This window comes from Stenotrophomonas sp. GD03930 (assembly GCF_029839665.1).
GTDB lineage: Bacteria > Pseudomonadota > Gammaproteobacteria > Xanthomonadales > Xanthomonadaceae > Stenotrophomonas > Stenotrophomonas forensis.
The window spans coordinates 125,168-151,022 of record NZ_JAOCAV010000006.1 but is presented as its reverse complement, the minus strand read 5'-3'; the positions used below and the strand labels follow the sequence as shown (position 1 = coordinate 151,022).

General features: G+C 65.2%; 33 protein-coding genes and 1 tRNA gene. 16 read left to right on the top strand and 18 right to left on the bottom strand.

Features of this window, described 5'->3' with window-relative positions:
* Positions 1-3: 3 nt before the first annotated feature.
* Positions 4-2,130, bottom strand: coding sequence for a TonB-dependent siderophore receptor (locus N5C18_RS21940; protein WP_279945604.1), 2,127 nt, complete (start codon positions 2,128-2,130; stop codon positions 4-6).
* Positions 2,131-2,492: 362 nt separating this feature from the next.
* On the opposite strand from N5C18_RS21940, the gene thrS reads away from it, so the two are divergent.
* From thrS to N5C18_RS21895, 9 genes are all read left to right on the top strand, one after another.
* Positions 2,493-4,394, top strand: coding sequence for a threonine--tRNA ligase (thrS, locus tag N5C18_RS21935; RefSeq protein ID WP_049456625.1), 1,902 nt, complete (start codon positions 2,493-2,495; stop codon positions 4,392-4,394).
* Between the two features lie 48 nt (positions 4,395-4,442).
* Positions 4,443-4,985 (top strand): translation initiation factor IF-3, encoded by a 543-nt coding sequence (gene infC / locus N5C18_RS21930; protein ID WP_080357233.1) that lies wholly within the window; start codon positions 4,443-4,445, stop codon positions 4,983-4,985.
* Between the two features lie 266 nt (positions 4,986-5,251).
* Positions 5,252-5,449: a 50S ribosomal protein L35 gene (gene rpmI / locus N5C18_RS21925; protein WP_005410436.1), complete on the top strand. Its 198-nt coding sequence runs from the start codon at positions 5,252-5,254 to the stop codon at positions 5,447-5,449.
* An 11-nt stretch (positions 5,450-5,460) separates the two neighbouring features.
* Positions 5,461-5,820, top strand: a complete 360-nt coding sequence (gene rplT, locus N5C18_RS21920; protein WP_005410435.1) for a 50S ribosomal protein L20 — start codon at positions 5,461-5,463, stop codon at positions 5,818-5,820.
* A gap of 428 nt (positions 5,821-6,248) precedes the next feature.
* On the top strand, positions 6,249-7,223 hold the full coding sequence (pheS, locus tag N5C18_RS21915) for a phenylalanine--tRNA ligase subunit alpha (RefSeq protein ID WP_279945624.1): 975 nt from the start codon (positions 6,249-6,251) through the stop codon (positions 7,221-7,223).
* Between the two features lie 85 nt (positions 7,224-7,308).
* The gene (gene pheT, locus N5C18_RS21910; protein WP_279945603.1) at positions 7,309-9,705 is read left to right on the top strand and encodes a phenylalanine--tRNA ligase subunit beta; all 2,397 of its coding nucleotides are present in this window, start codon (positions 7,309-7,311) and stop codon (positions 9,703-9,705) included.
* Between the two features lie 27 nt (positions 9,706-9,732).
* Entirely contained in the window at positions 9,733-10,032 is a 300-nt protein-coding gene (locus N5C18_RS21905; RefSeq protein WP_005410432.1) for an integration host factor subunit alpha, read from the top strand.
* Positions 10,013-10,369, top strand: a complete 357-nt coding sequence (locus tag N5C18_RS21900; RefSeq protein ID WP_005410431.1) for a MerR family transcriptional regulator — start codon at positions 10,013-10,015, stop codon at positions 10,367-10,369. The genes N5C18_RS21905 and N5C18_RS21900 overlap by 20 nt, the downstream gene beginning before the upstream one ends.
* A gap of 68 nt (positions 10,370-10,437) precedes the next feature.
* A tRNA-Pro gene (locus N5C18_RS21895) sits at positions 10,438-10,514 on the top strand.
* 65 nt (positions 10,515-10,579) lie between these two features.
* Here N5C18_RS21895 and N5C18_RS21890 read toward each other — a convergent pair.
* Together N5C18_RS21890 and N5C18_RS21885 are read right to left on the bottom strand one after the other, a co-directional pair.
* On the bottom strand, positions 10,580-11,029 hold the full coding sequence (locus N5C18_RS21890) for a GNAT family N-acetyltransferase (protein WP_279945602.1): 450 nt from the start codon (positions 11,027-11,029) through the stop codon (positions 10,580-10,582).
* 86 nt (positions 11,030-11,115) lie between these two features.
* Entirely contained in the window at positions 11,116-11,619 is a 504-nt protein-coding gene (locus tag N5C18_RS21885) for a DUF3011 domain-containing protein (protein WP_049456623.1), read from the bottom strand.
* Between the two features lie 242 nt (positions 11,620-11,861).
* Here N5C18_RS21885 and N5C18_RS21880 point away from each other — a divergent pair, with 242 nt between their 5' ends.
* Entirely contained in the window at positions 11,862-12,254 is a 393-nt protein-coding gene (locus N5C18_RS21880; RefSeq protein ID WP_337999986.1) for a hypothetical protein, read from the top strand.
* A gap of 24 nt (positions 12,255-12,278) precedes the next feature.
* Here the strand turns inward: N5C18_RS21880 and N5C18_RS21875 are convergent, their stop codons facing one another.
* Complete coding sequence (locus N5C18_RS21875) at positions 12,279-12,971, bottom strand: aspartate/glutamate racemase family protein (protein WP_279945601.1); 693 nt, start codon at positions 12,969-12,971, stop codon at positions 12,279-12,281.
* Positions 12,972-13,125: 154 nt separating this feature from the next.
* On the opposite strand from N5C18_RS21875, the gene N5C18_RS21870 reads away from it, so the two are divergent.
* Together N5C18_RS21870 and N5C18_RS21865 are read left to right on the top strand one after the other, a co-directional pair.
* The gene (locus N5C18_RS21870) at positions 13,126-13,767 is read left to right on the top strand and encodes a LysE family translocator (protein WP_279945600.1); all 642 of its coding nucleotides are present in this window, start codon (positions 13,126-13,128) and stop codon (positions 13,765-13,767) included.
* 94 nt (positions 13,768-13,861) lie between these two features.
* Positions 13,862-14,035 (top strand): DUF1328 domain-containing protein, encoded by a 174-nt coding sequence (locus tag N5C18_RS21865; protein ID WP_080376002.1) that lies wholly within the window; start codon positions 13,862-13,864, stop codon positions 14,033-14,035.
* Between the two features lie 22 nt (positions 14,036-14,057).
* Here the strand turns inward: N5C18_RS21865 and N5C18_RS21860 are convergent, their stop codons facing one another.
* The 4 genes from N5C18_RS21860 to N5C18_RS21845 all read right to left on the bottom strand — a co-directional run bounded on the left by N5C18_RS21860 (position 14,058) and on the right by N5C18_RS21845 (position 15,590).
* Positions 14,058-14,390: an SMR family transporter gene (locus N5C18_RS21860; protein WP_006457753.1), complete on the bottom strand. Its 333-nt coding sequence runs from the start codon at positions 14,388-14,390 to the stop codon at positions 14,058-14,060.
* A gap of 13 nt (positions 14,391-14,403) precedes the next feature.
* Positions 14,404-14,973 carry a TetR/AcrR family transcriptional regulator gene (locus N5C18_RS21855; RefSeq protein WP_279945599.1) on the bottom strand — a complete coding sequence of 190 codons (570 nt, stop codon included), beginning with the start codon at positions 14,971-14,973 and terminating at the stop codon, positions 14,404-14,406.
* 86 nt (positions 14,974-15,059) lie between these two features.
* Entirely contained in the window at positions 15,060-15,293 is a 234-nt protein-coding gene (locus N5C18_RS21850; protein WP_164241749.1) for a DUF1653 domain-containing protein, read from the bottom strand.
* 12 nt (positions 15,294-15,305) lie between these two features.
* Positions 15,306-15,590 (bottom strand): hypothetical protein, encoded by a 285-nt coding sequence (locus tag N5C18_RS21845; protein WP_164241748.1) that lies wholly within the window; start codon positions 15,588-15,590, stop codon positions 15,306-15,308.
* A gap of 398 nt (positions 15,591-15,988) precedes the next feature.
* Between N5C18_RS21845 and N5C18_RS21840 the strand changes: the two genes are divergently transcribed.
* Positions 15,989-16,246, top strand: coding sequence for a hypothetical protein (locus N5C18_RS21840; protein WP_053510933.1), 258 nt, complete (start codon positions 15,989-15,991; stop codon positions 16,244-16,246).
* Here N5C18_RS21840 and N5C18_RS21835 read toward each other — a convergent pair.
* From N5C18_RS21835 to N5C18_RS21800, 8 genes are all read right to left on the bottom strand, one after another.
* Entirely contained in the window at positions 16,215-16,511 is a 297-nt protein-coding gene (locus N5C18_RS21835) for a hypothetical protein (RefSeq protein ID WP_279945598.1), read from the bottom strand. The two genes, N5C18_RS21840 and N5C18_RS21835, sit on opposite strands and share 32 nt — an antisense overlap.
* A gap of 593 nt (positions 16,512-17,104) precedes the next feature.
* Positions 17,105-17,569, bottom strand: a complete 465-nt coding sequence (locus N5C18_RS21830) for a pilin (protein WP_279945597.1) — start codon at positions 17,567-17,569, stop codon at positions 17,105-17,107.
* Positions 17,570-17,657: 88 nt separating this feature from the next.
* Positions 17,658-18,119, bottom strand: a complete 462-nt coding sequence (locus N5C18_RS21825) for a pilin (RefSeq protein WP_279945596.1) — start codon at positions 18,117-18,119, stop codon at positions 17,658-17,660.
* 168 nt (positions 18,120-18,287) lie between these two features.
* Positions 18,288-18,734 carry a pilin gene (locus N5C18_RS21820; protein WP_080376001.1) on the bottom strand — a complete coding sequence of 149 codons (447 nt, stop codon included), beginning with the start codon at positions 18,732-18,734 and terminating at the stop codon, positions 18,288-18,290.
* 110 nt (positions 18,735-18,844) lie between these two features.
* Entirely contained in the window at positions 18,845-19,171 is a 327-nt protein-coding gene (locus tag N5C18_RS21815; RefSeq protein ID WP_197563404.1) for a hypothetical protein, read from the bottom strand.
* 99 nt (positions 19,172-19,270) lie between these two features.
* Complete coding sequence (locus N5C18_RS21810; RefSeq protein WP_053510925.1) at positions 19,271-19,642, bottom strand: roadblock/LC7 domain-containing protein; 372 nt, start codon at positions 19,640-19,642, stop codon at positions 19,271-19,273.
* On the bottom strand, positions 19,635-20,186 hold the full coding sequence (locus N5C18_RS21805) for a GTP-binding protein (RefSeq protein WP_050413361.1): 552 nt from the start codon (positions 20,184-20,186) through the stop codon (positions 19,635-19,637). Before N5C18_RS21805 ends, N5C18_RS21810 begins: the two co-directional genes overlap by 8 nt.
* On the bottom strand, positions 20,183-20,890 hold the full coding sequence (locus N5C18_RS21800; protein WP_279945595.1) for a hypothetical protein: 708 nt from the start codon (positions 20,888-20,890) through the stop codon (positions 20,183-20,185). Before N5C18_RS21800 ends, N5C18_RS21805 begins: the two co-directional genes overlap by 4 nt.
* Before the next feature lie 250 nt (positions 20,891-21,140).
* On the opposite strand from N5C18_RS21800, the gene N5C18_RS21795 reads away from it, so the two are divergent.
* The 3 genes from N5C18_RS21795 to N5C18_RS21785 all read left to right on the top strand — a co-directional run bounded on the left by N5C18_RS21795 (position 21,141) and on the right by N5C18_RS21785 (position 22,872).
* Positions 21,141-21,812 carry a response regulator transcription factor gene (locus N5C18_RS21795; protein WP_053510921.1) on the top strand — a complete coding sequence of 224 codons (672 nt, stop codon included), beginning with the start codon at positions 21,141-21,143 and terminating at the stop codon, positions 21,810-21,812.
* Positions 21,813-21,939: 127 nt separating this feature from the next.
* Complete coding sequence (locus N5C18_RS21790) at positions 21,940-22,500, top strand: DUF3011 domain-containing protein (RefSeq protein ID WP_053510918.1); 561 nt, start codon at positions 21,940-21,942, stop codon at positions 22,498-22,500.
* 168 nt (positions 22,501-22,668) lie between these two features.
* Positions 22,669-22,872, top strand: a complete 204-nt coding sequence (locus tag N5C18_RS21785; protein WP_005410416.1) for a hypothetical protein — start codon at positions 22,669-22,671, stop codon at positions 22,870-22,872.
* A gap of 114 nt (positions 22,873-22,986) precedes the next feature.
* On the opposite strand, the gene dxs is transcribed toward N5C18_RS21785, so the two are convergent.
* Both dxs and N5C18_RS21775 read right to left on the bottom strand, forming a co-directional pair.
* Positions 22,987-24,894: a 1-deoxy-D-xylulose-5-phosphate synthase gene (gene dxs, locus N5C18_RS21780; RefSeq protein WP_279945594.1), complete on the bottom strand. Its 1,908-nt coding sequence runs from the start codon at positions 24,892-24,894 to the stop codon at positions 22,987-22,989.
* A 105-nt stretch (positions 24,895-24,999) separates the two neighbouring features.
* A complete protein-coding gene (locus N5C18_RS21775) occupies positions 25,000-25,665 on the bottom strand; it encodes an HNH endonuclease (RefSeq protein ID WP_006457729.1) in 666 nt (221 codons plus the stop codon).
* Positions 25,666-25,855: the final 190 nt, after the last annotated feature.

The window sequence follows — 25,855 nt, the reverse complement described above, 5'->3', positions numbered from 1 at the left end:
GGCTCACCATTGGTAGCGCAGGCTGGCGGTGACGGTACGCGGGTAGCCGTAGTAGCACCAGGTCGCGCTGTTGCAGGCCGACACGTACTTCCTGTCGGCGGCGTTGGCGGCATTGACCTGCAGGCGCCACGGGCCGCGGTCGTAATGCACGCTGGCATCGATGAGGGTGAACGACGGCGTGTACCAGTCGTTGTAGATGTCGCCGTAGATGCCGCCGTTGTAGCGCACGCCCGCACCGAAGCCGAACCCGCTCAGCGCGCCGGCGGTGAAGGTGTAGTCGGCGCCCAGCGACGCGCTTTCCTTCGGCACCAGCGCCACCTGCTTGCCTACCGAAGCGGCATCGGTGCTGCGCCGGACCTTGGCGTCGAGGCGGGTGTAGCTGCCGTACACGCTCAGGCCCTGGCCGATGTTCCAGCGCCCTTCCAGCTCGGCACCGCGCACGCGGGTCTGGCCCTGCTGGATCGAGAACAGGGTGTGCTGCGGGTCGACGGTGAGCGTGTTGTCCTGCTCGATCTGGTACGCCGCCGCGGTCAGCAGCAGGCGGCCACCCTCGGGCTGGTACTTCACGCCGGCCTCGAACTGCTCGCCGGTGGTCGGCACGAACGCGCGCCCCGCGTAGTCGGTACCGATGGTGGTCTGGAACGACTGCGACCAGCTCACGTAGGGGCTCACGCCATTGTCGAACAGGTAGTTCACGCCCACCCGGCCGGAGAACCTGTCATCGCTCTGGTGGGCGCGGCTGGCGGTGCCGATGCGCTGCTCGGTATCGGTACCGACCCAGTCCTGGCGGCCGGCCAGCGTGACCAGCCAGCGGTCGATGCGGATCTGGTCCTGCAGGTACAGGCCCAGCGTGCTCTGCGTCTGCACCTGGCGCGAGGTGTAGTCGGGTACCTGCACCGGCGCGCCATACACGGGGTTGTAGGCATCGATGCCGGGCGCGCCGAACAGGAATGCCGAGGCGTAATCGTTGCGCGCGCGACGGTAGTCCAGCCCCGCCAGCACCGTGTGCTCGGCACGGCCGCTGCGGAAGCGGAAGGTCAGGTTGTTGTCGATGGCCACGCTTTCGGACTTGTCCAGGCGCGGGTAGTAGTAGCGCACCAGCTCGGTGCTGTCCGGCGACACCAGGCCGAACAGGCCCAGGCTGCCGCGGCTGGCGTCCACTTCGGCCCAGCTGTAGCGCACGTTCTGGTTGAACACGGTGCCATCGCCGAAGTCATGGCGGAATTCATAGCCGAGCGCGGCGCTTTCCTTGGTGTAGTCGTTCACGCCCGGCTCGCCGCTGAAGAAGTGGCGGGAGATGTAGCGGCCGTTGGCGCCGGGCACCACCGTGCCCTGGTAAGGCAGGAAGCCGCCGGTTTCGACCGTGTCGTTCTTCTGGTAGCGCGCCAGCACGGTCAGCGCGTTGGCATCGTCCGGCGTCCAGGTCAGCGAGGGGGCCAGGTAGTAGCGATCGTCATGGACGTGGTCGATCACGTTGTCGCTGTTGCGGGCCAGGCCGACCAGCCGGTACAGCACGCTGCCGCTGTCATTGAGCGCACCGCCGATGTCGAAGGCGGCCTGCTTCAGGCCGTAGTTGCCGACCTGCAGCTCCACTTCCTGCAACGGGTTGGCGTGCGGCCGCTTGCTGACGAAGTTGATCAGGCCGCCCGGCGGCATCGCACCGTAGTTGACCGAGGCCGGACCCTTCAGCACATCGATGCGCTCCAGGCCATAGGGCTCCAGGCGCGATTCGCCGGTCCAGGTGCCTTCCACCGTGGCCAGGCCATCAAGGTAGCGGGCGGGTTTGAAACCACGGACCAGCAGCCAGTCGCTGCGCGTGTCTTCGCCGTACTGGCCGCCCTGGGCGCCGGCGGTGTACCACACCGCCTCTTCAACGCCATGGATGCCACGGTCGCGCATCTGCCGGTCGGTGATGACCGAGATCGACTGCGGGATCTCGCGCAGCGGGGTATCGGTCTTGGTCGCGCTGCCGCTCTCGGTGGCGATCGGGGCGGTCACCTGCACGGTGTCGAGCGTACGCGCCTCGTCGGCCGCGGCCAGGCCCGGAAGCATGCCGCAGACGGCAAGGGCGAGGGCGGAGAGTGGGGCACGGAGCAGGCCGGCACGGGCCGGCAGCGACAGCGTATACATGGGTGGTTCCAGGGCCAGGAAGGGGCGCGCCACACGCGAGTGAGAAACGCCTGCGTATGGTAATCATTGATATTTGGCCCCGCCAGCGACGGCCATTCAGCCGCGATTGCCGGCGGCAGGCCCCGGCCGGCTTGGGCTTTCCTCCCTGCTGGTTTAAGATCGTCGCAGACCCCTGACTGGAACAAGGTGGCCCGCGCCCAGCGCCGGCCGAGCGTGCGACATGAGCACTACCACCGCCCACGGTTGACCTGCCCCCGAAGGCCCTGCGTTCCAGGCGCCCTCGCGGCGCTTTTTTATTGCCCGGGCCATCGCCCGGGAACGCTTTCCAGCCCGCCCGGCGGGCCCCGCACGAAGCCACTGCGATGATCAATATCACCCTTCCCGACGGCAGCCGCCGCGAGTTCGAAAACCCCGTCAGCGTCATGGACGTCGCCCAGTCGATCGGCGCCGGCCTGGCCAAGGCCACCATCGCCGGCTCGGTCGATGGCGTGCTGGTCGATGCCAGCGATGTCATCGACCACGATGCCAGCCTGCGCATCATCACCGCCAAGGACGAGGAGGGCGTGGAGATCATCCGCCACTCCTGCGCCCACCTGGTCGGCCACGCCGTCAAGCAGCTGTACCCGGACGTCAAGATGGTCATCGGCCCGGTGATCGCCGAGGGCTTCTACTACGACATCTACTCCGAGCGCCCGTTCACCCCGGAAGACATGGCGGCGATCGAGAAGCGCATGGGCGAGCTGATCGCCCAGGACTACGACGTCATCAAGAAGATGACGCCGCGCGCCGAAGTGGTCGAGATCTTCAAGGCCCGCGGCGAGGACTACAAGCTGCGCCTGATCGAGGACATGTCCGACGACATCCAGGCGATGGGCATGTACTACCACCAGGAATACGTGGACATGTGCCGTGGCCCGCACGTGCCGAACACCCGCTTCCTGAAGGCCTTCAAGCTGACCCGCATCTCCGGCGCCTACTGGCGCGGTGACGCGCAGAACGAGCAGCTGCAGCGCATCTACGGCACCGCCTGGGCCGACAAGAAGCAGCTCGAGGCCTACATCAAGCGCATCGAAGAAGCCGAAATGCGCGACCACCGCCGCATCGGCAAGCAGCAGGACCTGTTCCACCTGCAGGAAGAGGCCCCGGGCCTGGTGTTCTGGCACCCCAAGGGCTGGGCGCTGTGGCAGGTGGTCGAGCAGTACATGCGCAAGGTCTATCGCAAGACCGGCTACGGCGAAGTGCGCTGCCCGCAGATCCTGGACGTGAGCCTGTGGCAGAAGTCCGGCCACTGGGACAACTACCAGGACGCGATGTTCTTCACCGAATCGGAGAAGCGCACCTACGCGCTCAAGCCGATGAACTGCCCGGGCCACGTACAGGTGTTCAACCAGGGCCTGCACAGCTACCGCGACCTGCCGATCCGCTATGGCGAGTTCGGTGCCTGCCACCGCAACGAGCCGTCCGGCGCGCTGCACGGCATCCTGCGCGTGCGTGGTTTCACCCAGGACGACGGCCACGTGTTCTGCACCGAAAACCAGGTCGAGGCGGAAGTGACCGCGTTCCACCAGCAGGCGCTGGCGGTCTACCAGCACTTCGGCTTCGATGAGATCCAGGTGAAGATCGCCCTGCGTCCGGAATCGCGCCTGGGCGACGACGCCACCTGGGACAAGGCCGAAGGCGCGCTGCGCTCGGCACTGTCCAGCAATGGGGTGGAATGGCAGGAGCTGCCGGGCGAGGGCGCCTTCTACGGCCCGAAGATCGAGTACCACCTGAAGGACGCCATCGGCCGTACCTGGCAGCTGGGCACCATGCAGGTCGACTTCATGATGCCGGGCCGCCTCGGCGCCGAGTACGTGGACGAGAACAGCCAGAAGAAGCACCCGGTCATGCTGCACCGGGCCATCGTCGGCTCGATGGAGCGCTTCCTGGGCATCCTGATCGAGCACCACGCCGGCCAGTTCCCGGCCTGGCTGGCGCCGACCCAGGTGGTGGTGGCCAACATCACCGACGCCCAGGCTGAATACGTCTCGGGCGTGACCAAAACCCTTGCGGAGCAAGGCTTCCGCGTCAGCTCGGATTTGCGTAACGAGAAGATCGGCTATAAAATCCGCGAGCATACGTTGCAGCGCGTGCCGTACCTGCTGGTCATTGGTGACCGCGAGAAGGAAAACGGCGCTGTAGCGGTGCGTACGCGTTCTGGCGAAGACCTGGGCAGCATGAGCCTGCAGGCCTTCATCGAGCGGCTCCACGCCGAGGGCGCGTAAGCAAAGGTCCGGTCCGGGCGCACAGGCACCCGGACCGGTTCGATACCCTTGGGAGAACGTAATATCAGCACCCCTGACAACAAACAGAACCGCAAGAATCAGGAAATCCGTGTGCCGCGCGTCCGCGTGATCGGCAGTGACGGAGAAATGATCGGCGTGTTGTCGCGCGACGAAGCGCTGTCCATGGCCGAAGATGAAGGCCTGGACCTGGTCGAGATCCAGCCGCAGGCCGATCCGCCGGTCTGCAAGATCATGGACTTCGGCAAGTTCAAGTTCGAAGCGCAGAAGAAGGCCAACGAGGCCAAGAAGAAGAGCAAGCAGGTCGAGATCAAGGAAGTGAAGTTCCGTCCGGTCACGGACGAGGGCGACTACCAGATCAAGCTGCGCAAGATGCGTGAGTTCCTCGAGGATGGTGACAAGATCAAGGTCAACATCCGTTTCCGTGGCCGTGAAATGAGCCACCAGGAACTGGGCCGCGAAATGGCCAACCGGATCGAGGCCGATCTGGGCGAGGACATCGTCATTGAATCCCGTCCGCGCCTGGAAGGGCGTCAGATGGTCATGATGATCGCACCGAAGAAGAAGACCTGAGGCCTGACCGGCCGCCTTTCGGGGCGCCTGGCTGAATGGTTCAGGGTGAAGGGGCGCCGATGGCGTCCCTTTGCTTTTGCGGCACCCCGGTGAATTGCCGGTGAAAGGGTTGCAGGGGCTGGTGACAGGGCGGTTTTGCCTGTATCATGCCCGGCTCGACCCACCCAGGACGGGTCGTACGCCGATCATGGCAGGACGGAAAGAGCGGCCCAGGCCGCCGCCAGATCAGTCAGAAACCAGGGTCAAATCCCATCAAGGACATTGCAATGCCCAAGATCAAGACCAACCGGGCAGCGGCCAAGCGTTTCCGCAAGACCGCCTCGGGCAAGTACAAGTGCGGCCACGCCAACCGTAGCCACATCCTCACGAAGAAAGCGACCAAGCGTAAGCGTAATCTGCGTCAGACGGGCCATGTCCGTGCAGAAGACGCAGGCCGTCTGGACCGCATGCTCCCTTACCTCTGAGGAACTGAAAAATGGCACGAGTTAAGCGTGGCGTACAGGCGCGTCGCCGCCACAAGAAAATCCTGGATCTCGCCAAGGGCTATTACAACGCCCGTCGCAAGGTCTTCCGCGTCGCCAAGCAGGCCGTCATCAAGGCACAGCAGTATGCCTACATCGGCCGTAAGCAGAAGAAGCGCAACTTCCGTTCGCTGTGGATCACCCGTATCAATGCGGCTGCCCGCATCAACGGCCTGAGCTACAGCCGCTTCATGAACGGCCTGCTGAAGGCTGGCATCACCCTGGATCGCAAGGTCCTGGCTGACATCGCCGTGCACGACGCAGCCGGTTTTGCCGCGCTGGCCGAAAAGGCCAAGGGCGCGCTGGCGGCATAAGTCCTTCCCGATGCCGTAACCGTTCACTCGGAACGGTGTCAGGTCAAGGCAATGCATGGGGAAGGGCGCAAGTCCTTCCCCATTTTTTTTTGGATAAAGCGATGAACCACAAACTCGAAAAGCTCGTTAACGCTTCTGCCAAGCTCGGTGAGGTCTCCGATCTTGATACGTGGCAGCGCTTGAATGCCCTTGTCGTAAAGGCGTCAACAGTCAACGTCGCGAACACTGCATTCAATAATTACTTGAAGAGCTATTCGAGTGCAAAGCTGGCATCCTCGCACTCTGGTTCAGCGCCAAAGCCGACTCCGACTCCGACTCCGACTCTCATTAAGCCGCCTTTGGAGAGGGCTCTTATTGAAGCGAAGCAGGCGATTGGTTTGTCTGGGTTGCAAAGTACAATTAATTGGTCGAAGGTCGAAAGCGATGCGTTGAATGCCTTACTGGCTTCCGATCGCGAAAAGCTTCTCTCGGCGTACCTGAATGAGGTCCGATTGGGGTTGCTCGGTAAGGCCGGAATTTTTAATGACTTGATGAAATCACTACGGACTTTGGTTCAGTCCGAGCGTGTTGAGCGAGCAAAGCTCGTTAACGAAGCAAAGGCTGCGGTGGAGGAGTCTGTTAGTGCGCTAACCAGCGAGCTGGAAGACGCGGCACTGGATGCGCGCCTGGCGGCCGAAGCCATCGACATCACCTTGCCGGGCCGCAATGGCGATCGCGCCGGCCTGCACCCGATCACCCGCACCCTGGAGCGCATCACCGGCATCTTCGGCCGCCTGGGCTACGAGCTGTCGGAAGGGCCGGAGATCGAGGATGACTGGCACAACTTCGAGGCGCTGAACTTCCCGCCGCACCATCCGGCGCGCGCGATGCATGACACCTTCTACTTCGGCGACGGCCGCCTGCTGCGCACGCACACCTCGGGTGTGCAGGTGCGCTACATGGGCGACCACGCGCCGCCGCTGCGCATGATCGCCGCGGGCAAGGTGTACCGCAGCGACAGCGACCAGACCCACTCGCCGATGTTCCACCAGGTGGAAGGCCTGCTGGTGGACGAGCATTCGACCTTCGCCGACCTGAAGGGCACGCTGGCCGAGTTCGTGCGCGCCTTCTTCGAGCGCGATTTCGAGATGCGCTTCCGCCCCAGCTATTTCCCGTTCGTTGAACCGGGCGCGGAAGTGGACATCGCCTGGCAGCAGCCCGATGGCAGCACGCGCTGGCTGGAAGTGCTCGGCTGCGGCATGGTGCATCCGAACGTGCTGCGCAACGTCGGCATCGATCCGGAGCGCTACACCGGCTTCGCCTTCGGCATGGGGGTGGAGCGCTTCGCGATGCTGCGCTACGGGGTCAACGACCTGCGCGCGTTCTTCGAGAACGACGTGCGCTTCCTGAAACAGTTCGCGTAAGCGCCGGTCCGTAGCGTCGAGCTTGCTCGACGGCTCTTAAATTCGCAGGCCCAGGCGCATGCGCCGGGCCCACCAGGATGACACCATGAAATTCTCCGAAAACTGGCTGCGCAGCCACGTCCCGACCAGCGCTTCGCGCGATGAACTGAGTGCGGTGCTGACCGCCATCGGCCTGGAAGTGGAAGAGGTGACCGCGCTGGGCGAAGGCCTCGATCACGTGGTCGTGGCACGCATCGTCGAGGCCGTCCGCCATCCGGAAGCCGACCGCCTGCAGGTGTGCAGGGTCGATGCCGGGCAGGGCGAGCTGCTGCAGATCGTCTGCGGTGCGCCGAACGCGCGCCCGGGCCTGGTCGCGCCGCTGGCGATGGTTGGTGCGCAGATCGGCGAGCTGAAGATCAAGCCGGCCAAGCTGCGCGGCGTCGAGTCCAACGGCATGCTGTGCTCGGCCAAGGAACTGGGCCTGGACAACGATGCGTCCGGCCTGCTGGAACTGCCCGATGACGCCCCGGTCGGCCAGGCCCTGGTCGAGTACCTGGGCCTGCCCGATGCCAGCATCGAGATCAAGCTGACCCCGAATCGCGCCGACTGCTTCAGCCTGCGCGGCATCGCCTTCGACGTTGCCGCCGCCACCCGCAGCGAAGTGCTGGATTTCGCCGCCGATCCCATTGCGGCCGTCGGCAGCCGTGAACTGTCGATCCAGCTGGATGCCGGTGCCGAAGCGCCGCGTTACCTCGGTCGTGTCATCGAGGGCGTCAACGCCGCGGCGAAGACCCCGCTGTGGATGGCCGAGCGCCTGCGCCGCAGCGGCGTGCGCCCGGTGTCGCTGCTGGTCGACATCACCCAGTACGTGATGCTGGAGCTGGGCCAGCCGATGCATGCCTATGACCTCGGCACCCTGCAGGGCAGCATCGCCGTGCGCCGTTCGCGTGCCGGCGAGACGCTGAAGCTGCTGGACGGCCGCGATGCTGCGCTGGATGACAGCTTCCTGGTGGTCACCGACGCCGACCGCGCGGTCGGCCTGGCCGGCCTGATGGGCGGCTTCGACACCCGCGTCACTGACGCGACCACCGCCGTGTTCCTGGAAGCCGCACACTTCGCGCCGGCCGCGATCATGGGCCGTGGCCGCAAGCTGGGCTTGCACACCGATGCCGGCCACCGCTTCGAGCGTGGCGTCGATCCGGCACTGCCGCGCACCGCCATCGAATACGCCACCCGACTGGTGCTGGACCTGGCCGGCGGCACGCCGGCAGCGGTCACCGAGGCCGTGCGTGAGGCCGATCTTCCGCAGCCGGCAACCATCGCGCTGCGCCGCGCACGCATCACCCGCGTGCTCGGCATCACCATCGAAGACGCCGAAGTCGAGCGCATCCTGCGCGCGCTGGGCATGGACGTGAGCGCGACGGCCGAGGGCTGGCAGGTGGCCGCGCCGACCCGCCGCTTCGACATCGCCATCGAGGAAGACCTGATCGAGGAGCTGGCCCGCATCCATGGCTACGAGCAGATCCCGACCACGCTGCCGGGCGGTGCCTCGCGCGTGGCGATGCCGAGCGAGACCCAGCTGGACGCGCTGAGCGTGCGTCGCCAGCTGATCGCCCGTGACCAGCAGGAAACGGTCAATTTCGCCTTCGTCGACGACGCACTGCTGACCCAGTGGCAGCTGCGCGACGGCCTGGTGCCGCTGGCCAACCCGCTGTCGGCCGAACTGGCGGTGATGCGCCCGTCGCTGCTGCCGGGCCTGGTCGCCACGCTCGGCCGCAATGCCGCCCGCCAGCTGGGTCGCGTGCGCCTGTTCGAGCTGGGGCGGGTGTTCGCCCAGCAGGCCGGCGACGCGTCGCCCGGCGAAAGCCGGCCGGCGCCGCTGGAAACCCCGCGCGTGGCCGCGGCGGTTTGCGGTGATGCGCAGGCGGTGCAGTGGGGCCTGCCGACCCGCAAGGTCGATTTCCATGACCTGAAGGGCGACCTGGAGTCGCTGGCCGCCGCCAGTGGCGCGCAGCTGGAGTTCCGCCCGTCCGCCCGTGCCTACGGCCACCCGGTACGTTCGGCCGAAGTGCTGCGCGATGGCGTGGCGATCGGCTGGATCGGCCAGATCCACCCGCGCCTGCTCAAGGCGATGGAGATCGAGGCCGATGTCTATGCCTTCGAGCTGGACCTGGAGCCGCTGACCGCCCGCCGCCTGCCGCGTGCCGGCGAGCTGTCGCGCTACCCGGCGGTGCGCCGCGACCTGGCGTTCCTGGTGCCTGAACAGGTGGCCTGGGCCGATCTGGCCGCCACCGTCCGCCAGGCCGCCGGGCCGCTGCTGCGCGACCTGAACCTGTTCGACCGCTATGTCGGCCAGGGCGTCGAGCCGGGATTCAAGAGTCTCGCTATGGGCTTGATTTTGCAGGACAAGTCGCGCACTCTGACGGACCGCGACGTGGATGCGGTGGTGGCCGAGGCGGTCACTGCCATCGAGCGTGAACACCACGCCCGGATCCGCGGCTGAGCGGGCAGCACTCGGGGGTAGCAGGCAATGGCATTGACCAAGGCGGAGATGGCGGAAAAGCTGTTCGACGAAGTCGGTCTGAACAAGCGGGAAGCCAAGGAATTCGTCGACGCGTTTTTCGATGTGCTGCGTGAAGCATTGGAACAGGGACGTCAGGTGAAGCTGTCGGGCTTCGGTAATTTCGATCTGCGGCGCAAGAACCAGCGTCCGGGTCGCAACCCCAAGACCGGCGAGGAAATTCCGATTTCCGCCCGTACGGTGGTCACCTTCCGTCCGGGCCAGAAGCTCAAGGAGAGGGTGGAAGCTTATGCTGGATCCGGGCAGTAACCGCGAACTACCGCCGATCCCGGCCAAGCGCTACTTCACCATCGGTGAAGTCAGCGAGCTGTGCGACGTCAAGCCGCACGTCCTGCGCTACTGGGAAACCGAGTTTCCCAGCCTTGAGCCGGCCAAGCGCCGAGGCAACCGCCGCTACTACCAGCGCCACGACGTGCTGATGGTGCGGCAGATCCGCAGCCTGCTGTACGAACAGGGCTACACCATCGGTGGTGCACGCCTGCGCCTGGACGGCCCTGATGCCCGCGAGGAATCGGCGCTGAGCAACCAGATCATCAAGCAGGTACGCATGGAGCTGGAAGAAGTGCTGCAGTTGCTGCGCCGCTGATCCCATTTCCTTCGTAATCCGCTATACTTCACGGCCCGCCGCACTGGCGGGCACATCGCAGCATCAGTCGGGGCGTAGCGCAGCCTGGTAGCGCATCTGCCTGGGGGGCAGAGGGTCGTCGGTTCGAATCCGGCCGTCCCGACCACTGTGATGAATCAAGAAGCCTGCGCAGCGATGCGTGGGCTTTTTTGTGCACGCGGCGCAGCGTGATCAATCACCCGCGAAGCGGTAGATCCGTTCCGCATCGCCCTCATCCAATCCGTGCACGATGCCGCTGTCGACAAAGCCCGACGCAGCAAGCAGGCGCTGCATGCCGCTGTTGGAGCTGTTGGTGGAGGTGAACAGCTTGCCGCCGCCGCGTCGCGCAATGGCGTGGCGAAGCAGGGCGGCACCGATGCCCTGGCCGCGCCGTGCCGGGCCCACCATCAGCATCTCAACGAAGGCTTCGCCGAAGAAGTGGTGATGGATGACCAGGTAGCCGACAGCCACGCGATCCTGCTCGGCCACGTGCACATGGCCCTGCGCAAGCCACTGGCCGATCTGCGTCGCCCGTCGCGGATCATGTGCCGCCACGCTGTCCAGCGCGATCAGCGCGGCGGCATCGCCGGGGCGGGCGTCGCGGATCTGCAGCGTCGTCGTGGAGGGATCCGGCGGTGTCATCAATCGTTCCTCGGGCGGTTGCATGCAGTCTATCGGTCACGCCGGTTGCGATCACTGATCCGCCGCAGCCAGCGCGTGCTCGGCAGTCAATAGACCCGGAACTCGGCACGGCAGCCGTCGCTGACCCAGATGCCACGGCGGTCCCAGCCCCAGTTGCGGTCCTCGACACAGGCCGTCACCGACTTCTGCTTGACCAGGCGCACTTCGTGGCGCACGCGGATACGGCATTCCTTGTCCTTCTTCTCGTACGACTCGCAGACCAGGCGTTCGCCCTCGTCGTCGCGATCACGACCGCGCCCGGGCCAGCGACCGTACTCGTCGGCGACGAACTCGGCGCGGCAGCCGTCAGTGACCCACAGCATGCGGCGGCGCTGGCCCCAGTTCTGGTTCTCCACGCATCGGGTAACCGACAGCTGCCGGGCCAGCCTCATCGGGCCTTCGATGGCGCACTGCTGGGTCTTGTTGAACTGCGATTCGCAGCGCAGCACTGGAATGTGATCCGTGTCGTAATCCTGGGCGGCCACGGTGGTGGCAGCCAGCAGCAGGACAAGCGCGGCGGCGGTGATCGGTAACAGCAGGCGGTGGGTCATCAGGGGCCTCGGGTGGTGGATCGGGCGGCAAGAATGACCCAGCCCGGGGCCGCCGGAACGCACCGTTCCGGAACGGGCTCAGTGGGGGTTTACTAGTACGCGCGGGCCCATGCAGAGGCTTACATCCCGTATCATCGCTGCACATCCGATCGCATCGGTTTACACCTTCTTACATGTCTTCCACGCCTGTCGGCGCAGCCTGCGGCTGCCGTCACTGGTGTGCGGGCGGCCTGTGGGGGAGGATGCGCGGACCACGACGACCACAGGGGGTTGCGTTGATCAGCAGTACTGTCATTCATCGCTCGGCCGACACCGGCGCCGAGGTGCAGGTCCTGGACACCACGTTCAAGGGCAAGCATGTGTTCATTGCGTGGGGCCTGCGCGGGCCGGAACTGACCCGCAGCGCGGACCCGGCCACGACCGTGGCCGCGCGCAACGCGTTGCATGCCGTGGCCGGGCACAGTGAAGGGCCGCGCAGCCCGGAAGTGTTCATCGCCAACCAGTCGGCGGTGGCGATCACCGTGTATCGCCTGCTCACCGAAGCGCGCTCCGGCGATGCCATCTTTTTCCTGTGCGATTCGCAGGCGGTGGTCGACTGGCTGATCACCGCGCTGGAAGTGCAGGGCGCGGACTGATTCCGCGCCGCATCGCAGGTGGGGTCAGGCCAGTGCCGCGTCCACCGCGGCCCGCGCATGCAGGGTGGTGGTATCGAACAACGGCACGGCGCTGTCCTCCGGCCGCACCAGCAGCATGATCTCGGTACAGCCGAGGATGATCGCCTCTGCGCCGCGCGCGACCAGGCGCGCGATGACCGCGGCATAGACCTGCCGTGACTGCTCGCTGACCACGCCGGCGATCAGCTCCTGGTAGATGATGTCGTGCACGCTGCGACGATCTTCGGCATCGGGCACCAGCACCTCCAGGCCGAAGCGCTCCTGCAGCCGCCCACGGTAGAAGTCCTGCTCCATGGTGAAGGCGGTGCCGAGCAGGCCTACCCTGCGCGCACCCGCCTGCACGATCGCGTTCGCGGTCGGGTCGGCGATATGAAGCAGCGGCAGGGGGCAGGTGGCTTCGATGCGATCGGTCAGCTTGTGCATGGTGTTGGTGCAGATCAGCAGCAGATCGGCGCCGCCGGCCTGCAGGCGCCGTGCGGCATCGGCCATGTGGTCGCCCAGCGCATCCCAGTCGCCGTCGTGCTGCAGCTGCTTGATGCCGGCGAAATCCACCGACCACAGCAGCAGCTGTGCCGAGTGGGCGCCGCCCAGGCGATCACGGATCTCCTCGTTGATGAGCCGGTAGTACTGCGCCGAGCTCTCCCAGCTCATGCCGCCGATCAGGCCAAGGGTCTTCATGCACCGCTCCATGCCAGGGGCCTCCATTGCAGCACAGAAGGCGTGCGGCTGCCGATCCCGGAATCTGTAACCACTGCATCCACGGTGGGCTGTATGTTCCGTGCGTTGCGGGCACGGCCTATGCTGGTGCGGTCTTCTGGAGTGGATGTGCGCGATGGCCCTGCATACCTGGTGGTGGTTCCTGGCCACCGTGTTCGTGCTGTGTGGCACCCCGGGGCCGAACATGCTGCATATCCTGGGCCGCAGCGTCGGGCTCGGCTTCCGTGGCAGCGTGCCGGCAATGGCGGGCTGCCTGCTGGCGATGCTGCTGGTGCTGGCCGCGTCCGCGGCGGGCCTGAGCGCGCTGCTGCATTCCTCGCCGATGCTGTTCGAGGTGCTGCGTTACGTGGGCGTGGCCTACCTGGCCTGGCTGGGGCTGAAGGCATGGCGTGACAGCGGCCGCCCGGCGCCGCCGGTGACCGTGGATGCAGGGCTGGCGGTCGCGCCGGCACTCGGCGCATGGGCAGTGTTCCGCGGGGGACTTCTGGTCGGCCTGAGCAATCCCAAGCTGCTGCTGTTCGCGACGGCGTTCCTGCCACAGTTCGTCGACCCTTCGCGCGGCCAGGCGCTGCAGTACAGCGTGCTGGTGGCTACCTTCGCCGGCTGCGAGCTGTTCTGGTACGTGATGTATGCAGCCGGTGGCCATGGCCTGCGCCGCTGGCTGGCAAAGCCGTTTGCACGGCGCTGGTTCGAGCGGCTGGTGGGCAGCGTGTTCCTGGCGTTCGCGGTGGCCCTGCTGCGTTTCCGCCCGCGCTGATTCACGCCGCGCACGCGGCCTGTTCACGAGTGCCGCATCGGCCACGGCCTAGCCTGATCATCCAGTACGCAGTCCCCGCGGGGAAAGGTTTGACATGATCAAGTGGGCCATCATCTTCGCCATCATCGGCGTCATCGCAGGCGTGCTCGGCTTCGGCGGCATTGCCGGCGCGGCGGTCGGCATCGCCAAGTTCCTGTTCTGGGCCGGCATCATCATCGCCGTGGTGCTGTTCCTGCTGGGCATGACCGTGGCCAGGAAGGTCAGCTAGCGCGTGCCGCGCGGCAGCGTGCTCAGTGTGCGCTGCTGCGCGAGAACAGGTTGATCACCAGCACGCCGGCGCAGATCAGCCCGATGCCGATCAGTGCCGGCGCATCCAGGCGCTGCTTGAACACCACCAGCCCGATCACCGAGATCAGCACGATGCCGATGCCGGACCAGATGGCGTAGGCGATGCCGGTCGGTATCGATTTCATGGTCACCGACAGCAGGTAGAAGCACAGCCCGTAGCCGACCAGCGCACCCAGCGTGGGCAGCAGCCGGCTCATGCCGTCGGAGGCCTTGAGCAGCGACGTGGCGATCACTTCCAGCACGATCGCGGCGGCGAGATAGACGTAGGGATTCATCGCAGGCTCCGGCTTACACAGGGTCACACAGCTTCAGGGCCTGCTCGGCCATGGCCAGGGCATTGATGCGTTCTTCCTCGTCCAGCGGCCGGCCGTAGGCGGTGGCCCAGTAGCCGTCGGCAACACAGCGCGCCGCATACAGGCGGGGATTGGCGGCTTCCTCCGGGAACTCGGCCAGCATGCGCCGCAGCCAGGCGCCCCACTGCGCAAGCAGCGCCGGTTCAAGCATGTTGCCCAGGGTCAGCCCGATATCGTTCACCCGTTCCTGCTGCAGCAGGTGGTCGAAGTTGGCGCGCACATAGGCGCGGGTGAAGCAGCCGTAGTGCGCACTGCCTGCCATCAGGCCACGTACCTGCGCTTCGAACTCCGCGATGAGCGTGGCGATGGCGGCATCGACCAGCGCCTGCTTGCTGGCGAAGTGATGGAACAGCGCGCCCTTGCTGACGCCGGCCGCCTGTGCGATGTCCTGCACGGTCACTGCGGCCAGTCCCTGCCGTGCGATCACGTCGATGGTGGCCTGCAGCAGCGACTGGCGCACGCTGTCGGGCGCCTTGCGGCGCGAGCGGGAGGAGGATGCGGACATGGCGGGAAGAAACCGACTGGACGGTACGATTGTAACGCAGGCCCGGTGCCGGGCAGCCACTGCCGGCCGTGGCCGGCAACGCGGATTCAATCGCCGATACGCGCGAAGCGCGGCTGCGGGCCGTGTTCGCCGGGTACCTGCTCGACGAACATCGGGTAGGGGCGCACCCACAGCCCACCTTCGCCATAGAGCGCCCGGTACAGCACCAGCGGCTCCAGCGTTTCGCTGCTGCGGACGATGTCGATCACTTGGTACTCGCCGCCCTTGAAATGGCGGTAGCGGCCGGGTGCGAGGGCGGGCAGCGGACTGAGCTCAGCCATGGTGCGCGCTGCTCACTTGCGCGCCGGACTGGCCGGCTTCGCGCAGTAGGCATCGATCGCTTCGGCGGTATTGGCCAACCCCTGGGCCTGCGCCAGTTCCCACGGCCGCTCGCAGCGTTGGCTGTGTTCGCACCACTGGTAGCCGGCAGAACCAATGCAGCCGTGGGCGTCGCGATCAGCGCCGACCCTCGGCGTGGCCGGCGAGCTGGCCGCAGCATCGGCGCTGGCGGCCGCCTGACGCTGGTTGGCGCAGGCGGACAGGACCAGCAGCGCTGGAATCAGAAGAAGCACTTTCATCGGGCGAACTCCATGCCTTGAAGCAACAGTTTCTGCTGGCGCCGTGCTGCCAGCAAGCGCTCAATGCATGGCGGCGCGGATCAGTTCTTCGATCAGCACCAGATAGCTGGCCACGAAATAGAACTTGAGCAGCGTCCCGCGCTGCTGCGAGAAGAAGGTGCGCATGTGGAAGGGGCCCCTGTTAGTGACGGTAGTGTGAAGCTGAACCGACTCCGTGACAAGGATCACGGAATGAACAGGCTAAACGGGCTCAGGGATGTGATGAGCGTGGAGTTCTGACACCCGGGCGCGGGTTTTTCGTACTTATCTGATAGGACCGCGCTGATGGGCTGGCTACGGTGACGTCATCAGCAGAGGGTCATGCGCCCCCTGTGCCATTTCCCCACGAGGAGCTTCCCATGGTCATTACCGTCAAGTGCAGTGCCGCACAGTGGTCGCTGCTGGACCCCGCCGCCGGCGTGGCCGAAGCCTTCAGCAGCGGCGCCGCCGCCTTCGACGCCGCGGTTGGCCGGGCCAGCGCCCACCACCGCCGCACCGGCCAGGGCAGCACGGTGCGCGTGGAAGCGCTGGGCAACAGCGTGGAAGCCGTGCATTTCGAGGCGCTGCCCGCCGCCGCCGCGCCGGTCAGCGGGCTGCGTCCTGCGCCAGTGGCGTAACGCCAGTCGATTCATCGCGCAGTGCCTGGCTGATGAAACGGCACAGCCACAGCGGGTTGACCGTCTTCGCATAGACGTGCCTGACCTGCGCTGGCAGGGCGCGATCCTGCAGCAGGCGCAGGGGTTGCTGGGCCAGGACCAGGATGAGCAGGTCCCTGCGCAGGCAGCAGATCTGGCGCAGCAGCGGCATGCCATCGGTCTGGCCTACGGTGGGCATGCACGGATCGATGACCAGCACCTTGCAGTGCGGGTTGGCGATCTGCATCAGAACCTCCGCGGGCGAGCGGGCTTCGCTGAGCACAGTGCCATCCAGATGGGGCTGGACGCTGCGCACCAGTTCACGACGGACCCAAGGATTGGGATCGGCGAGCGCGATGGAGGGGATGTGATCCACGGGTGTTTGCCTCTTGCAGGATGAAACATCCAATACGAATGCGGGGGTGTTGGCGGCGGAAAAAGGATGGCTCAGCAGCCTGCGTGGATCGCATGCTTGCGCGTCAGTCAGTCAGTCAGTCAGTCAGTCAGCCGGGCTGGCACAGCTCGAGCAGAAGGTCGTGGAGAATATGGGGAATGCCGGATTGGAATAGCCGGTCTCCCCAGGGATTTGCATTCCCATATGCACTGTGAAAGAGATTGATGCCGATACTCTTCATGCTGCGAATGAGGATGAAGCCCGAAGTGCGTCATCGCTGACTATGACTGTCACATCCCGCCGCGGAATCCTTGCATCGTAATCGCCAACGCAGCCAGCGAGAGGTCCACTATGGGGACACCATCACCACTTACAGCGGTGAGCCTTGCGTAACTGGCCAGCAGCCGGGTCTTTGGTCGCCCAGCATTGATACGTCGCTACTCTTACTAGCGCTGGGTGCAGCCGGCAGGAAGCCAGCTGGCGTCCCCTGCGTCAATGCGGCATTTCCAAGCCCCATCTACTTGGCGAACAATATCCACGGCGCTGACATTGTAGCGCCCGGAGAACCTCAAGTTGCACCAGATCTCCAGAGCGCCAAAATCGATGGATACTGCAGTGAAAGATGCGCATTGCGAGGTCTGCTGCGGGAGCCCGAATTCTTCTGGTTTCACGGTCTGCCCGGTTGGCAACGCCCGTCCTTCGGCAAGAATGGCCTCAACTACCGGTTTTGCAGCTGAAACCTCGGAGAGCGCGGTTGTAAGCTTGGCGCGGATCGCATATTTCTGATACTGGGGCAGCGCGATCAGTGCCAGAATTGCAATGATTGCCACTGCTACGATCAGCTCGACAAGAGAGAATCCGCGCTGTACCAAGGTGTGGGAGTGAGTGCTGCGTACGATCTTGGGGGGCATGGCAGGTTTCCTGCGGAACGGTGATTTGCACTGAGGTTCGTCAGAAGGCCGGAATGTGCTCCATTACCGGCCTTTGTCTTTGCTGGGATCAGGTTTTGCAACCTTCCGGCAGGACGCTCAAGTCGGAAATTGAACTTGAGCAGGTCCAGATGCCCTCAGCGGTGCGATCCAGACTCAGAGTCTGGGCCGTGCCGTAGTTTGCGTCGTCCTTGAGATTGCAGACCAGGCTCCCCTCGCCGGTGCCACTCATGCTCACATCGAAGTCAGTGCACCTGGAGCTCTTGGCTGGCATCCCGACGTAGGTCGCGTCGGCGCCAGTCATATCCGCACCTTCGGCCAGCAGCGCTTCAACGCCGATTTTCCCACTCGTCAGTTCCGCGAGTGCCGACGTCACCTTCGATTTCGTAGAGAACTTCTGATACTGAGGCAGGGCAATCATCGCCAGGATGCCGATGATCGCCACCACCACCATGAGTTCAATAAGGGAGAAACCCTTTTGCCGGGAGGCACGCATGCCTGTGCGCGATGCTGGGGCGAATTCGATATTCATGATAATCCTTTGTGACATGGGTGATTCGTGGGTGTGGCCGCGAAAGGAGGGTTCGTGGCGCAGCCCTAGAAAATCACGAGTGCTCCAATGTGGATATTCAAGAAATCGTAAAATCTACTTTATGAACTGACTGGTTCTGTGTTTTGAAAATAATCCGATGCCGCGCTTTCATTGCGTGGGGCACTTCACCGGCACAGCGTGCACATCCGGGGCGCGCGCATGGCATCGCCACTCGCCGGAAGCGGTACGCGACCACCTGACGCTGCCGCGCAGGGCGGCCGTTTCGCGCAGCTCGCAGGACAGCACGGCGTGTCCTGTATCCGGCAGCGAGGCGCGCAGATGGCTGCAGTACGCGGCACTGCCGGGCAAGCCCAGGTGCTGGTCGGTCAAGGTGAGATCGCCCTCTGCGTAACTGGCTTCGACGGTGGTGATGGCACGACCCAGCGCGTTGGCCGCATCACGCAGGCGCACGCGGCTGGCATGGCCATCCACGGCGGGAGCAAGCAACAGGATCGCGTAGACGGCGGCCAGCGCGATGGTAATGCCCGCCGCCGCCCAGTGCGGGTAGCGCGGTGGCACGTCGCGTGCTGCGTGCGCTGACGATCCAGCTGGCATGCAAGGAACTCCCGATGGTGAGTGGTGAGTGCGGGGCGCACTCGCAGGCCGGGGCCGCTCTCCCCAGAACAGCCCCGGCGTTTCCATCCCCTGTCTGTCGTTGCCGGGTGTTACAGCGCCAGCGAACTTTCCACGTCCAGCACCATGCGCCGTGCGAGGGCGAGATTTGCCTTCTGCCGGTCCAGTACCACGTAGAAGAACAACCCCTTCTTGGCCGACACCGGGCGCAGCACGTGGTACGCGCGTCCCAGCGTGATCAGGACGTCTTCGATGTTGTCGTTGAGGTTCAGTGCTTCGGCGGTTTTCATTTTGGCGCGCAGCACTTCGGTGTTTCCTGCGGCCGCCAGTTCCATGTCCACGCCCGAGCCGGCCTCACCCAGCAGCATGCCGCTTTCGTAGTCGACCAGGGCAACGGCTTGCGCGCCGTTGATCTGCATGAGCGTGTCCAGGCATTTATTGATGGCGATATTCATTTCAGTGGTCCGTTGCGGGTGTGAGGGGGTGAACAGCCGTCTGAGCAGTGAGAAAGGCATGCATCAGTTCAGACTGTCGGCCAGGGCGCGCACGCACTGCTTGGCATGCCAGAGCACGTTGCCGATGACACAGCGGTGGTCGCAGGCGGTCATCAGCAGGCGCGGTTGCTTTCCGGGAATGGCGAGCATCAGCACCTTGCCGTCGGCGGCGTCGAGGATCAGCGTGTCGAGCTCACCGAAGTGCAGTTCGCGGCCCAATGCACTGGCCAGGCCGAGCATCGAACTGGTCATCGCGGCCAGGCGATCGGCGACATGGCCCTGCGGGCCGGCCTGGGCCAGTGCGAAGCCATCGGTGCTGGCAACGACGAGGGTCTGGATGCCGGTGACGTCGCGTACCAGTGCGTCCAGTGGTGAAGTGCGGCCGATGTCATGCATGGGTGACCGCCATGGCGTTGCATTCGATCTGGCTCATCAGCAGATCCATCGCGGTGATGGCCTGGGCCATGTCGCGTGGGTCCAGTGGCAGCGCCGGCAGGTGCGGTGCATGGTCCTGCAACCAGTCCTGCCAGTGTGGCTGTACCGGATCATCGGTACTGCCGCATCGGGTGAAGCCGATGACCACCGGCAGGCCCGGTGCGCTGTCTGCGATGGCTCTCAGATGCTGCCCAGCCAGCGTGCTGTCCACGCCGGCGCTGCCATCGATCAGGACGATGGCACCTTCGGCACCGGCTAGCAGGATCGGCCAGATGTATGAAAAGCGCTCCTGCCCGGGCGATCCATACAGGCGCAAGCGGTCACCACCAGGCAGGTCGATGTCGCCATAGTCCATGGCCACGGTGGTGTACTGCTTGCCCACGGCGGGGTCGGTATTGCGGGCCTCGGTCACTACGGCCTTGCCCCGGGTCAGGGTCTGCACCAGGGTGGACTTGCCCGCGCCGAGGGGGCCCATCACTACGATCTTGTGCTCACGCACGGTCATGCACTCCAGCGGATGCGAAGTTGTCGCCACAGATTGACGAGGCCGTCGGTGGGCGAGGGGCGCACGGGCGCGTCCTCGCCCACGACGGGAAAGGCGTAGGCGGTGAGGAAGGCCGCATTGAAGAATGACTGCACGCTTCGGCGTGGCAGGTCGAGGATGGCGCAGCACGCCTGCACGGATGCGCCCTGCTTGATCAGCAGCGCACACAGCCGGAAGTGATCGGGACGATGGGCCAGGATGCGGAAGTCCGGCCAGCGCCGAAGGCGCAGCTTGGTGCCGTCATGCAGGGGCTGCATCGGCGTGCCATGCCCGGCGGTGGCCAGGGCAATGTTCCACAGCGTCAGGCGCAGTGGAATGTTGCTGGACACCGTCGCACGCTGCACGAACACGTCCTGCGTCACCGGCACCAGGCTGAGCGCAGGGTCCGCATCGCCCAGCAGCTTCTGCAGCAGCGTCAGCGTGATCGGCGCGGGTGCAGTGGTCATCATCCGGTCGTTCCTGGCATCCAGCCAGCACACGGTGGCGCCGTCATGGATGATCGCGGCATGGGCCGGGCGTCGTTGCAGCGCGCCGTCGCTTGCCAGGTGCAGGCGCAACTGCTGCACGAACGGCAATGCGGCCGTTGGCAGGGCTGCCGGCGCCAGCGGTTCTGCTGCAAAGGGCTCTTGCAGATCCTCAAAAGGTCGACGACGGAAACGGACCATGGGGTGTCCAGTACAGCGAGTGATCGGAGGTGACTATGTAAGCGGCGCTACCGGTTTTATGGAATGAAACTATTGGGAAAATTGCAGTGCCGTCCGTGTTTGTGCAGCTCGCTGCAACTAGTGGAATTGGCCGGTTGATACTGCTGCGATGCCATCAATTGCAGTGCGTGATTGTTAAGTTGACGTAGCCTGGAATGATTACTAGCGTCTTCGCTGCGCACTGCGGCGTGACTATTGACGGGTAATCAGCATGCTCACTCGAATTGCCATTGCGGATGATCATCCACTGGTCCTGCTTGGCACGCGCATCGTGATCGAGGCCGGTGGGCGCCACCGCGTGGTGGCCGAAGCGCGATGCGCGGAAAGCCTGCTGGCGGTGCTGGCCGAAGAACCGGTGGATCTGGTGGTGACTGATTTTTCGATGCCCGATGGCGGGCGCTCGGACGGCCAGGCGATGCTGCAGGCGTTGCGTCGCAATCACCCCAAGGTGCCGGTGATCCTGGCCACGATGGTCACCAATGCCACCACCTTGAACATGGCCATGCGCACCGGAGTGCGTGGGCTGGTGTGCAAGGGCAGTGGCGTGGATGGCATCCGCAGGGCGGTCGATACCGTGTTGAGCGGAGGGATCTATCTGGACCCCGAATTGGCGCACTGCCTGCAGGATGCCGGGCGCGAGCGATCGCTGTCGGTGCTGTCACCGAAGGAACTGGAAGTCCTGCGGCTGTATGTGTCGGGGCCCTCGATCACCGAGATCGCCGCGCAGTTGCGGCGCACGGTCAGTACCATCAGCCGGCAACGCATTTCCGCGATGAGGAAACTGGGCATCAGCAATGACGCCGAGCTGTTCGCCTATGCGTTCGAGGAACGGCTGGGCAATGCCGGTGGCATGGGCAGCGGGGCCGAGAAAGGCGGTCCATGAGTCACGCCGGTCCAGTCAGGTCCGGTTGGGTTGTTTGAATGGGGGAAAAACTGCCGTTACGTTTCCCACTGTGCGGCGCGCCGCGAATCCCGGATGCTTGCGCCATCGTATTCATCTGGAGATCTCGATGGGCAAGGCACTCAGCTGGCGCACCCTGGCCTGCACCCTGTTGCCAATGCTGGCGGCCGCGGGCGGCGCCCAGGCGCAGAGCTATGGCTACGGCTATGACGATGACCGCTATGGCGGCCGCGAGGGCAGCGGCATCGTGCGCTGCGAATCGATCAAGAACCGCAGCAACGAGTGCCGCCTGGAGGGGCGGGCGCGGATGATCCGCCAGCTGTCTGGATCGCCCTGTGTGGAAGGCGAGACCTGGGGCCAATCGCGCAACGGTGTATGGGTCACCCAGGGCTGCCGTGCCGAATTCGTCGGCGAGTACCGGCGGGGCGGCTGGGGTGGCGGCCGAGGCAACGGCTGGGGCAACAATGGCAACGGTTGGGGCGGCGGTGAGGTGATCACCTGCCATTCCAATGGGCACCGCCAGGAATACTGCGATGCGCGCATCCGCCGTGGCGTGCGCCTGGTCCGCCAGGATTCGCGCAGCGCGTGCATTGAAGGCCAGACCTGGGGTTGGGATCGTCGCGGCATCTGGGTGAGCGACGGTTGCCGTGCCCAGTTCCAGGTGAATTGAGCGTTCCTCTCGAAAATCAGAATAATCTGATACAGCTCACATTTTGAACGTCGTATCGTCTGCGATCAGGGGCACCTCCGCGTGCTCCTGATTCGTCGCGACAATGCGCGCCGCAATCGGCATGCCTGTCCCGCCCCCGTCGATACGCTGTCTCAAGGAGTGAGCCGCATGTTGATCCGCCTGCAATGCGAGCAGCGCCAGTGGCGCGTGCTGCACCCGGATCGGCCGGAGCCGATCGATTTCCGCGACGGTGCCCGCGCGTTCGATTTTGCTGAAACCCTCGCACGCCTGCACTTCGTCGACACCGGGCAGCGCGCAGCCGTGCGCGTGGAGGCCAGTGGCGCCTTTGTGGAAGCGGTCAGTTACGGCTGAGCGCGGGGCGCGCCGGATCATTTTCCAGGGGCTGTCATCCACGCATGGCGTGGATTTTTCTCTGCTCCACAATGGATCCACGCCATGCGTGGATCCACCGGGCCTGCAGCGGCTTCAGCCTGCCGCGCTGAGCGGCGGGCTGCCCACGGCCAGCTGCGGCCAGCGCTTCAGTACCGCAGCGCGGATGCCCGCCGCGTCGATGCCGGCTTCGGCCAGCAGGTCCTCACGGCTGGCGTGGTGCTGGTAGCTGTCGGGCAGGCCCAGGTGCAGGATCGGGCGCAGCACGCCTTCGGCATTGAGCAGTTCGCCAACGCCGGAACCGGCACCGCCGGCCACCACGTTGTCCTCGATCGTGACCAGGCCTTCGTGCCCGGCGGCCGTGGCCAGCACCAGTTCGCGGTCCAGCGGCTTGATGAAGCGCATGTTGACCACGCTCAGGCCCAGCTCGCGGCCGACCTGTTCGGCGGCGGACACGGTGCTGCCGAAGGCGAGCAGGGCGATACGGCTGCCCTGCAGGCGCAGCTCGCCCTTGCCGATCGGCAGCGTGGACAGGTCGGTACCGGCGGCAATGCCGGTGCCGGTGCCGCGCGGATAGCGCACCGCGGCCGGGCCCGGATGCTGCAGGCCGGTGCTGAGCATCTGACGGCATTCGGCTTCGTTGGACGGCGCCATCACCACCAGGTTCGGCACGCAGCGCAGGAAGCTCAGGTCGAGGTTGCCGGCATGGGTCGCGCCATCCGGGCCGACCACGCCGGCGCGGTCGATCGCGAACAGCACGTCCAGGTCCTGGATCGCCACGTCATGCACCAGCTGGTCGTACGCGCGCTGCAGGAAGGTTGAATAGATCGCCACCACCGGCTTGCCGCCCTGGGTGGCCATGCCGGCAGCGAGGGTGACCGCGTGCTGTTCGGCGATGGCCACGTCGAAATAGCGCTGCGGGTATTCCTTGCTGAAGCGCACCAGGCCCGAGCCTTCGCGCATCGCCGGGGTGATGCCGAACAGGCGCGGCTCGGCAGCGGCGGCGTCGCACAGCCAGTCGCTGAACACGTCGGTGTAGGTCGGCTTCCGGGCGCCGGACTTGGCCACCAGGCCCTTGTCCGGATCGAACGGGCCGACCGCGTGGTAACCGATCTGGTCGCCCTCGGCCGGCTCGTAACCCTTGCCCTTGGTGGTCATCACGTGCAGCAGCTTCGGACCCTTGGAGGCGCGCAGCGTCTTCAGCGTGGACAGCAGCGCCGGCATGTCGTGGCCATCGATCGGGCCGGTGTAGTGGAAGCCCATTTCCTCGAACATCGTGGACGGCACGAACATGCCTTTCCAGTGTTCTTCCCAGCGCTTCACGAAGCGGGCCGGGTTGTTCTTCTTGTCGCCGAGGATCTTCTTGCCGCCTTCGCGCAGTGCGTTGAGCGTGCGGCTGCCGGTGGCACGGCCGAGCATCTTGGTCAGGCCGCCGACCGCCTCGGAGATCGACATGTTGTTGTCGTTGAGGATCACCAGCAGGTTCGGCTCCGGTTCCATGCCGCCAGCGTGCATCAGCGCCTCGAAGGCCATGCCGGCGGTCATCGCGCCGTCACCGATCACCGCGACGACCTTGCGGTCGTCGCCTTCGGACTGGCGGGCGATGGCCATGCCGAGCGCGGCCGAGATCGAGGTCGAGGAGTGGCCGACGCCGAAGGTGTCGTATTCGCTCTCTTCGCGCTTCGGGAACGGCGCGACGCCGTCCTTCTGCTTCACGGTGTGGATCTCGTCGCGGCGCCCGGTGAGGATCTTGTGCGGGTAGGTCTGGTGACCGACGTCCCAGACCAGCTGGTCCTGCGGCGTCTGGTACAGGTAGTGCAGGGCCACGGTGAGTTCGATCACGCCCAGGCCGGCAGCGAAATGGCCGCCGCTCTTGCCGACCGATTCGATCAGGTAGGCGCGCAGCTCGTCGGCGACCGCCGTCAATTCGGATTCGTCGAACGTGCGCAGGTCATCCGGTGTCTGGATGCGCGCGAGGCGGGGATAGCGGGCAGAGTCGATCATCGTGTTCGCACTTTTTCTGAACGCCCATTTTCGCCCTCAAACGGGGGTGGGGCAAGCAAACGCCGCCGCCCGTGACAGGACGGTGAGGGTTGCATTTTCGGCCGTTCAGGTGCTCAGTTTCGATCGCTTCGGCAATTGCGCCTTCAGGAAGGCCATCTGGTCGGCCAGGATGTTGCGGTTGGACAGGATCAGGTGCTCGATCCAGCTGGGCCGGTAGGGCACGGCCAGCAGGGGCATTCCCGCCTGCTGCGGGGTGCGGTCGCTCTTGCGCGAGTTGCAGTGGAAGCAGGCGGTGACCACGTTTTCCCAGCAGTCCAGGCCACCCTTGGACAGCGGCATGACGTGGTCGCGGGTGAGGGTAGGGCGGTTGAACTGCTGGCCGCAGTACATGCACAGGTGCGCATCGCGGGCGAACAGGGCCGGGTTGGTCAGGTTCGGCGTGGGGTCGATCGCGCGGGAGCGGGCGTGGCCGCGGGCGGCGATGATCGGGTGCAGGTCCATGCCGCTTTGCAGGCCGCTGAAGCGGTTGGTGCCACCGTGGATGTGCAGGCAGGGATCGCCCAGCGTCCAGGCCACGGCTTCACGGGCGTAGAGGCAGGCCGCATCCTGCCAGGTGATCCAGTCCAGTACGCGTCCGTGGGCATCCAGCGAGAGCAGCCGGACCGAACCGGGGCGATGCAGCGGGGTGACGTTGGGCGATGCCTCGGCGCCCGGAGCAGAAATCGGAGCTCCGGCTTCGATCAGACCCAAGCGTGTAGTGTCTGTCTCCATCGGGAGAACAGCTTATACCTGAATTGTTGCGTTTTGGGTATCGCCACTTGGGCGATACCCAAAACGCAACAATTCAGGTCCGCGCATTCCTCCTAATCCCCGCGCCGTTGGCGCGCCCCCTTTAACAAAAGGGGGCTTTTCTCCCGAGGGATTCCGGTGGTTCCCATCCACGCATGGCGTGGATCCAACG

Coding starts and splice junctions, on each gene's coding strand:
- N5C18_RS21940 (WP_279945604.1), bottom strand. CDS start 2,130: ATGTATACGCTGTCGCTGCCGGCCCGTGCCGGCCTGCTCCGTGCCCCA.
- thrS (WP_049456625.1), top strand. CDS start 2,493: ATGATCAATATCACCCTTCCCGACGGCAGCCGCCGCGAGTTCGAAAAC.
- rpmI (WP_005410436.1), top strand. CDS start 5,252: ATGCCCAAGATCAAGACCAACCGGGCAGCGGCCAAGCGTTTCCGCAAG.
- rplT (WP_005410435.1), top strand. CDS start 5,461: ATGGCACGAGTTAAGCGTGGCGTACAGGCGCGTCGCCGCCACAAGAAA.
- pheT (WP_279945603.1), top strand. CDS start 7,309: ATGAAATTCTCCGAAAACTGGCTGCGCAGCCACGTCCCGACCAGCGCT.
- N5C18_RS21905 (WP_005410432.1), top strand. CDS start 9,733: ATGGCATTGACCAAGGCGGAGATGGCGGAAAAGCTGTTCGACGAAGTC.
- N5C18_RS21900 (WP_005410431.1), top strand. CDS start 10,013: ATGCTGGATCCGGGCAGTAACCGCGAACTACCGCCGATCCCGGCCAAG.
- N5C18_RS21890 (WP_279945602.1), bottom strand. CDS start 11,029: ATGACACCGCCGGATCCCTCCACGACGACGCTGCAGATCCGCGACGCC.
- N5C18_RS21885 (WP_049456623.1), bottom strand. CDS start 11,619: ATGACCCACCGCCTGCTGTTACCGATCACCGCCGCCGCGCTTGTCCTG.
- N5C18_RS21880 (WP_337999986.1), top strand. CDS start 11,862: ATGCGCGGACCACGACGACCACAGGGGGTTGCGTTGATCAGCAGTACT.
- N5C18_RS21875 (WP_279945601.1), bottom strand. CDS start 12,971: ATGAAGACCCTTGGCCTGATCGGCGGCATGAGCTGGGAGAGCTCGGCG.
- N5C18_RS21870 (WP_279945600.1), top strand. CDS start 13,126: ATGGCCCTGCATACCTGGTGGTGGTTCCTGGCCACCGTGTTCGTGCTG.
- N5C18_RS21865 (WP_080376002.1), top strand. CDS start 13,862: ATGATCAAGTGGGCCATCATCTTCGCCATCATCGGCGTCATCGCAGGC.
- N5C18_RS21860 (WP_006457753.1), bottom strand. CDS start 14,390: ATGAATCCCTACGTCTATCTCGCCGCCGCGATCGTGCTGGAAGTGATC.
- N5C18_RS21855 (WP_279945599.1), bottom strand. CDS start 14,973: ATGTCCGCATCCTCCTCCCGCTCGCGCCGCAAGGCGCCCGACAGCGTG.
- N5C18_RS21850 (WP_164241749.1), bottom strand. CDS start 15,293: ATGGCTGAGCTCAGTCCGCTGCCCGCCCTCGCACCCGGCCGCTACCGC.
- N5C18_RS21845 (WP_164241748.1), bottom strand. CDS start 15,590: ATGAAAGTGCTTCTTCTGATTCCAGCGCTGCTGGTCCTGTCCGCCTGC.
- N5C18_RS21840 (WP_053510933.1), top strand. CDS start 15,989: ATGGTCATTACCGTCAAGTGCAGTGCCGCACAGTGGTCGCTGCTGGAC.
- N5C18_RS21835 (WP_279945598.1), bottom strand. CDS start 16,511: ATGCAGATCGCCAACCCGCACTGCAAGGTGCTGGTCATCGATCCGTGC.
- N5C18_RS21830 (WP_279945597.1), bottom strand. CDS start 17,569: ATGCCCCCCAAGATCGTACGCAGCACTCACTCCCACACCTTGGTACAG.
- N5C18_RS21825 (WP_279945596.1), bottom strand. CDS start 18,119: ATGAATATCGAATTCGCCCCAGCATCGCGCACAGGCATGCGTGCCTCC.
- N5C18_RS21820 (WP_080376001.1), bottom strand. CDS start 18,734: ATGCCAGCTGGATCGTCAGCGCACGCAGCACGCGACGTGCCACCGCGC.
- N5C18_RS21815 (WP_197563404.1), bottom strand. CDS start 19,171: ATGCAGATCAACGGCGCGCAAGCCGTTGCCCTGGTCGACTACGAAAGC.
- N5C18_RS21810 (WP_053510925.1), bottom strand. CDS start 19,642: ATGCATGACATCGGCCGCACTTCACCACTGGACGCACTGGTACGCGAC.
- N5C18_RS21805 (WP_050413361.1), bottom strand. CDS start 20,186: ATGACCGTGCGTGAGCACAAGATCGTAGTGATGGGCCCCCTCGGCGCG.
- N5C18_RS21800 (WP_279945595.1), bottom strand. CDS start 20,890: ATGGTCCGTTTCCGTCGTCGACCTTTTGAGGATCTGCAAGAGCCCTTT.
- N5C18_RS21795 (WP_053510921.1), top strand. CDS start 21,141: ATGCTCACTCGAATTGCCATTGCGGATGATCATCCACTGGTCCTGCTT.
- N5C18_RS21790 (WP_053510918.1), top strand. CDS start 21,940: ATGGGCAAGGCACTCAGCTGGCGCACCCTGGCCTGCACCCTGTTGCCA.
- N5C18_RS21785 (WP_005410416.1), top strand. CDS start 22,669: ATGTTGATCCGCCTGCAATGCGAGCAGCGCCAGTGGCGCGTGCTGCAC.
- dxs (WP_279945594.1), bottom strand. CDS start 24,894: ATGATCGACTCTGCCCGCTATCCCCGCCTCGCGCGCATCCAGACACCG.
- N5C18_RS21775 (WP_006457729.1), bottom strand. CDS start 25,665: ATGGAGACAGACACTACACGCTTGGGTCTGATCGAAGCCGGAGCTCCG.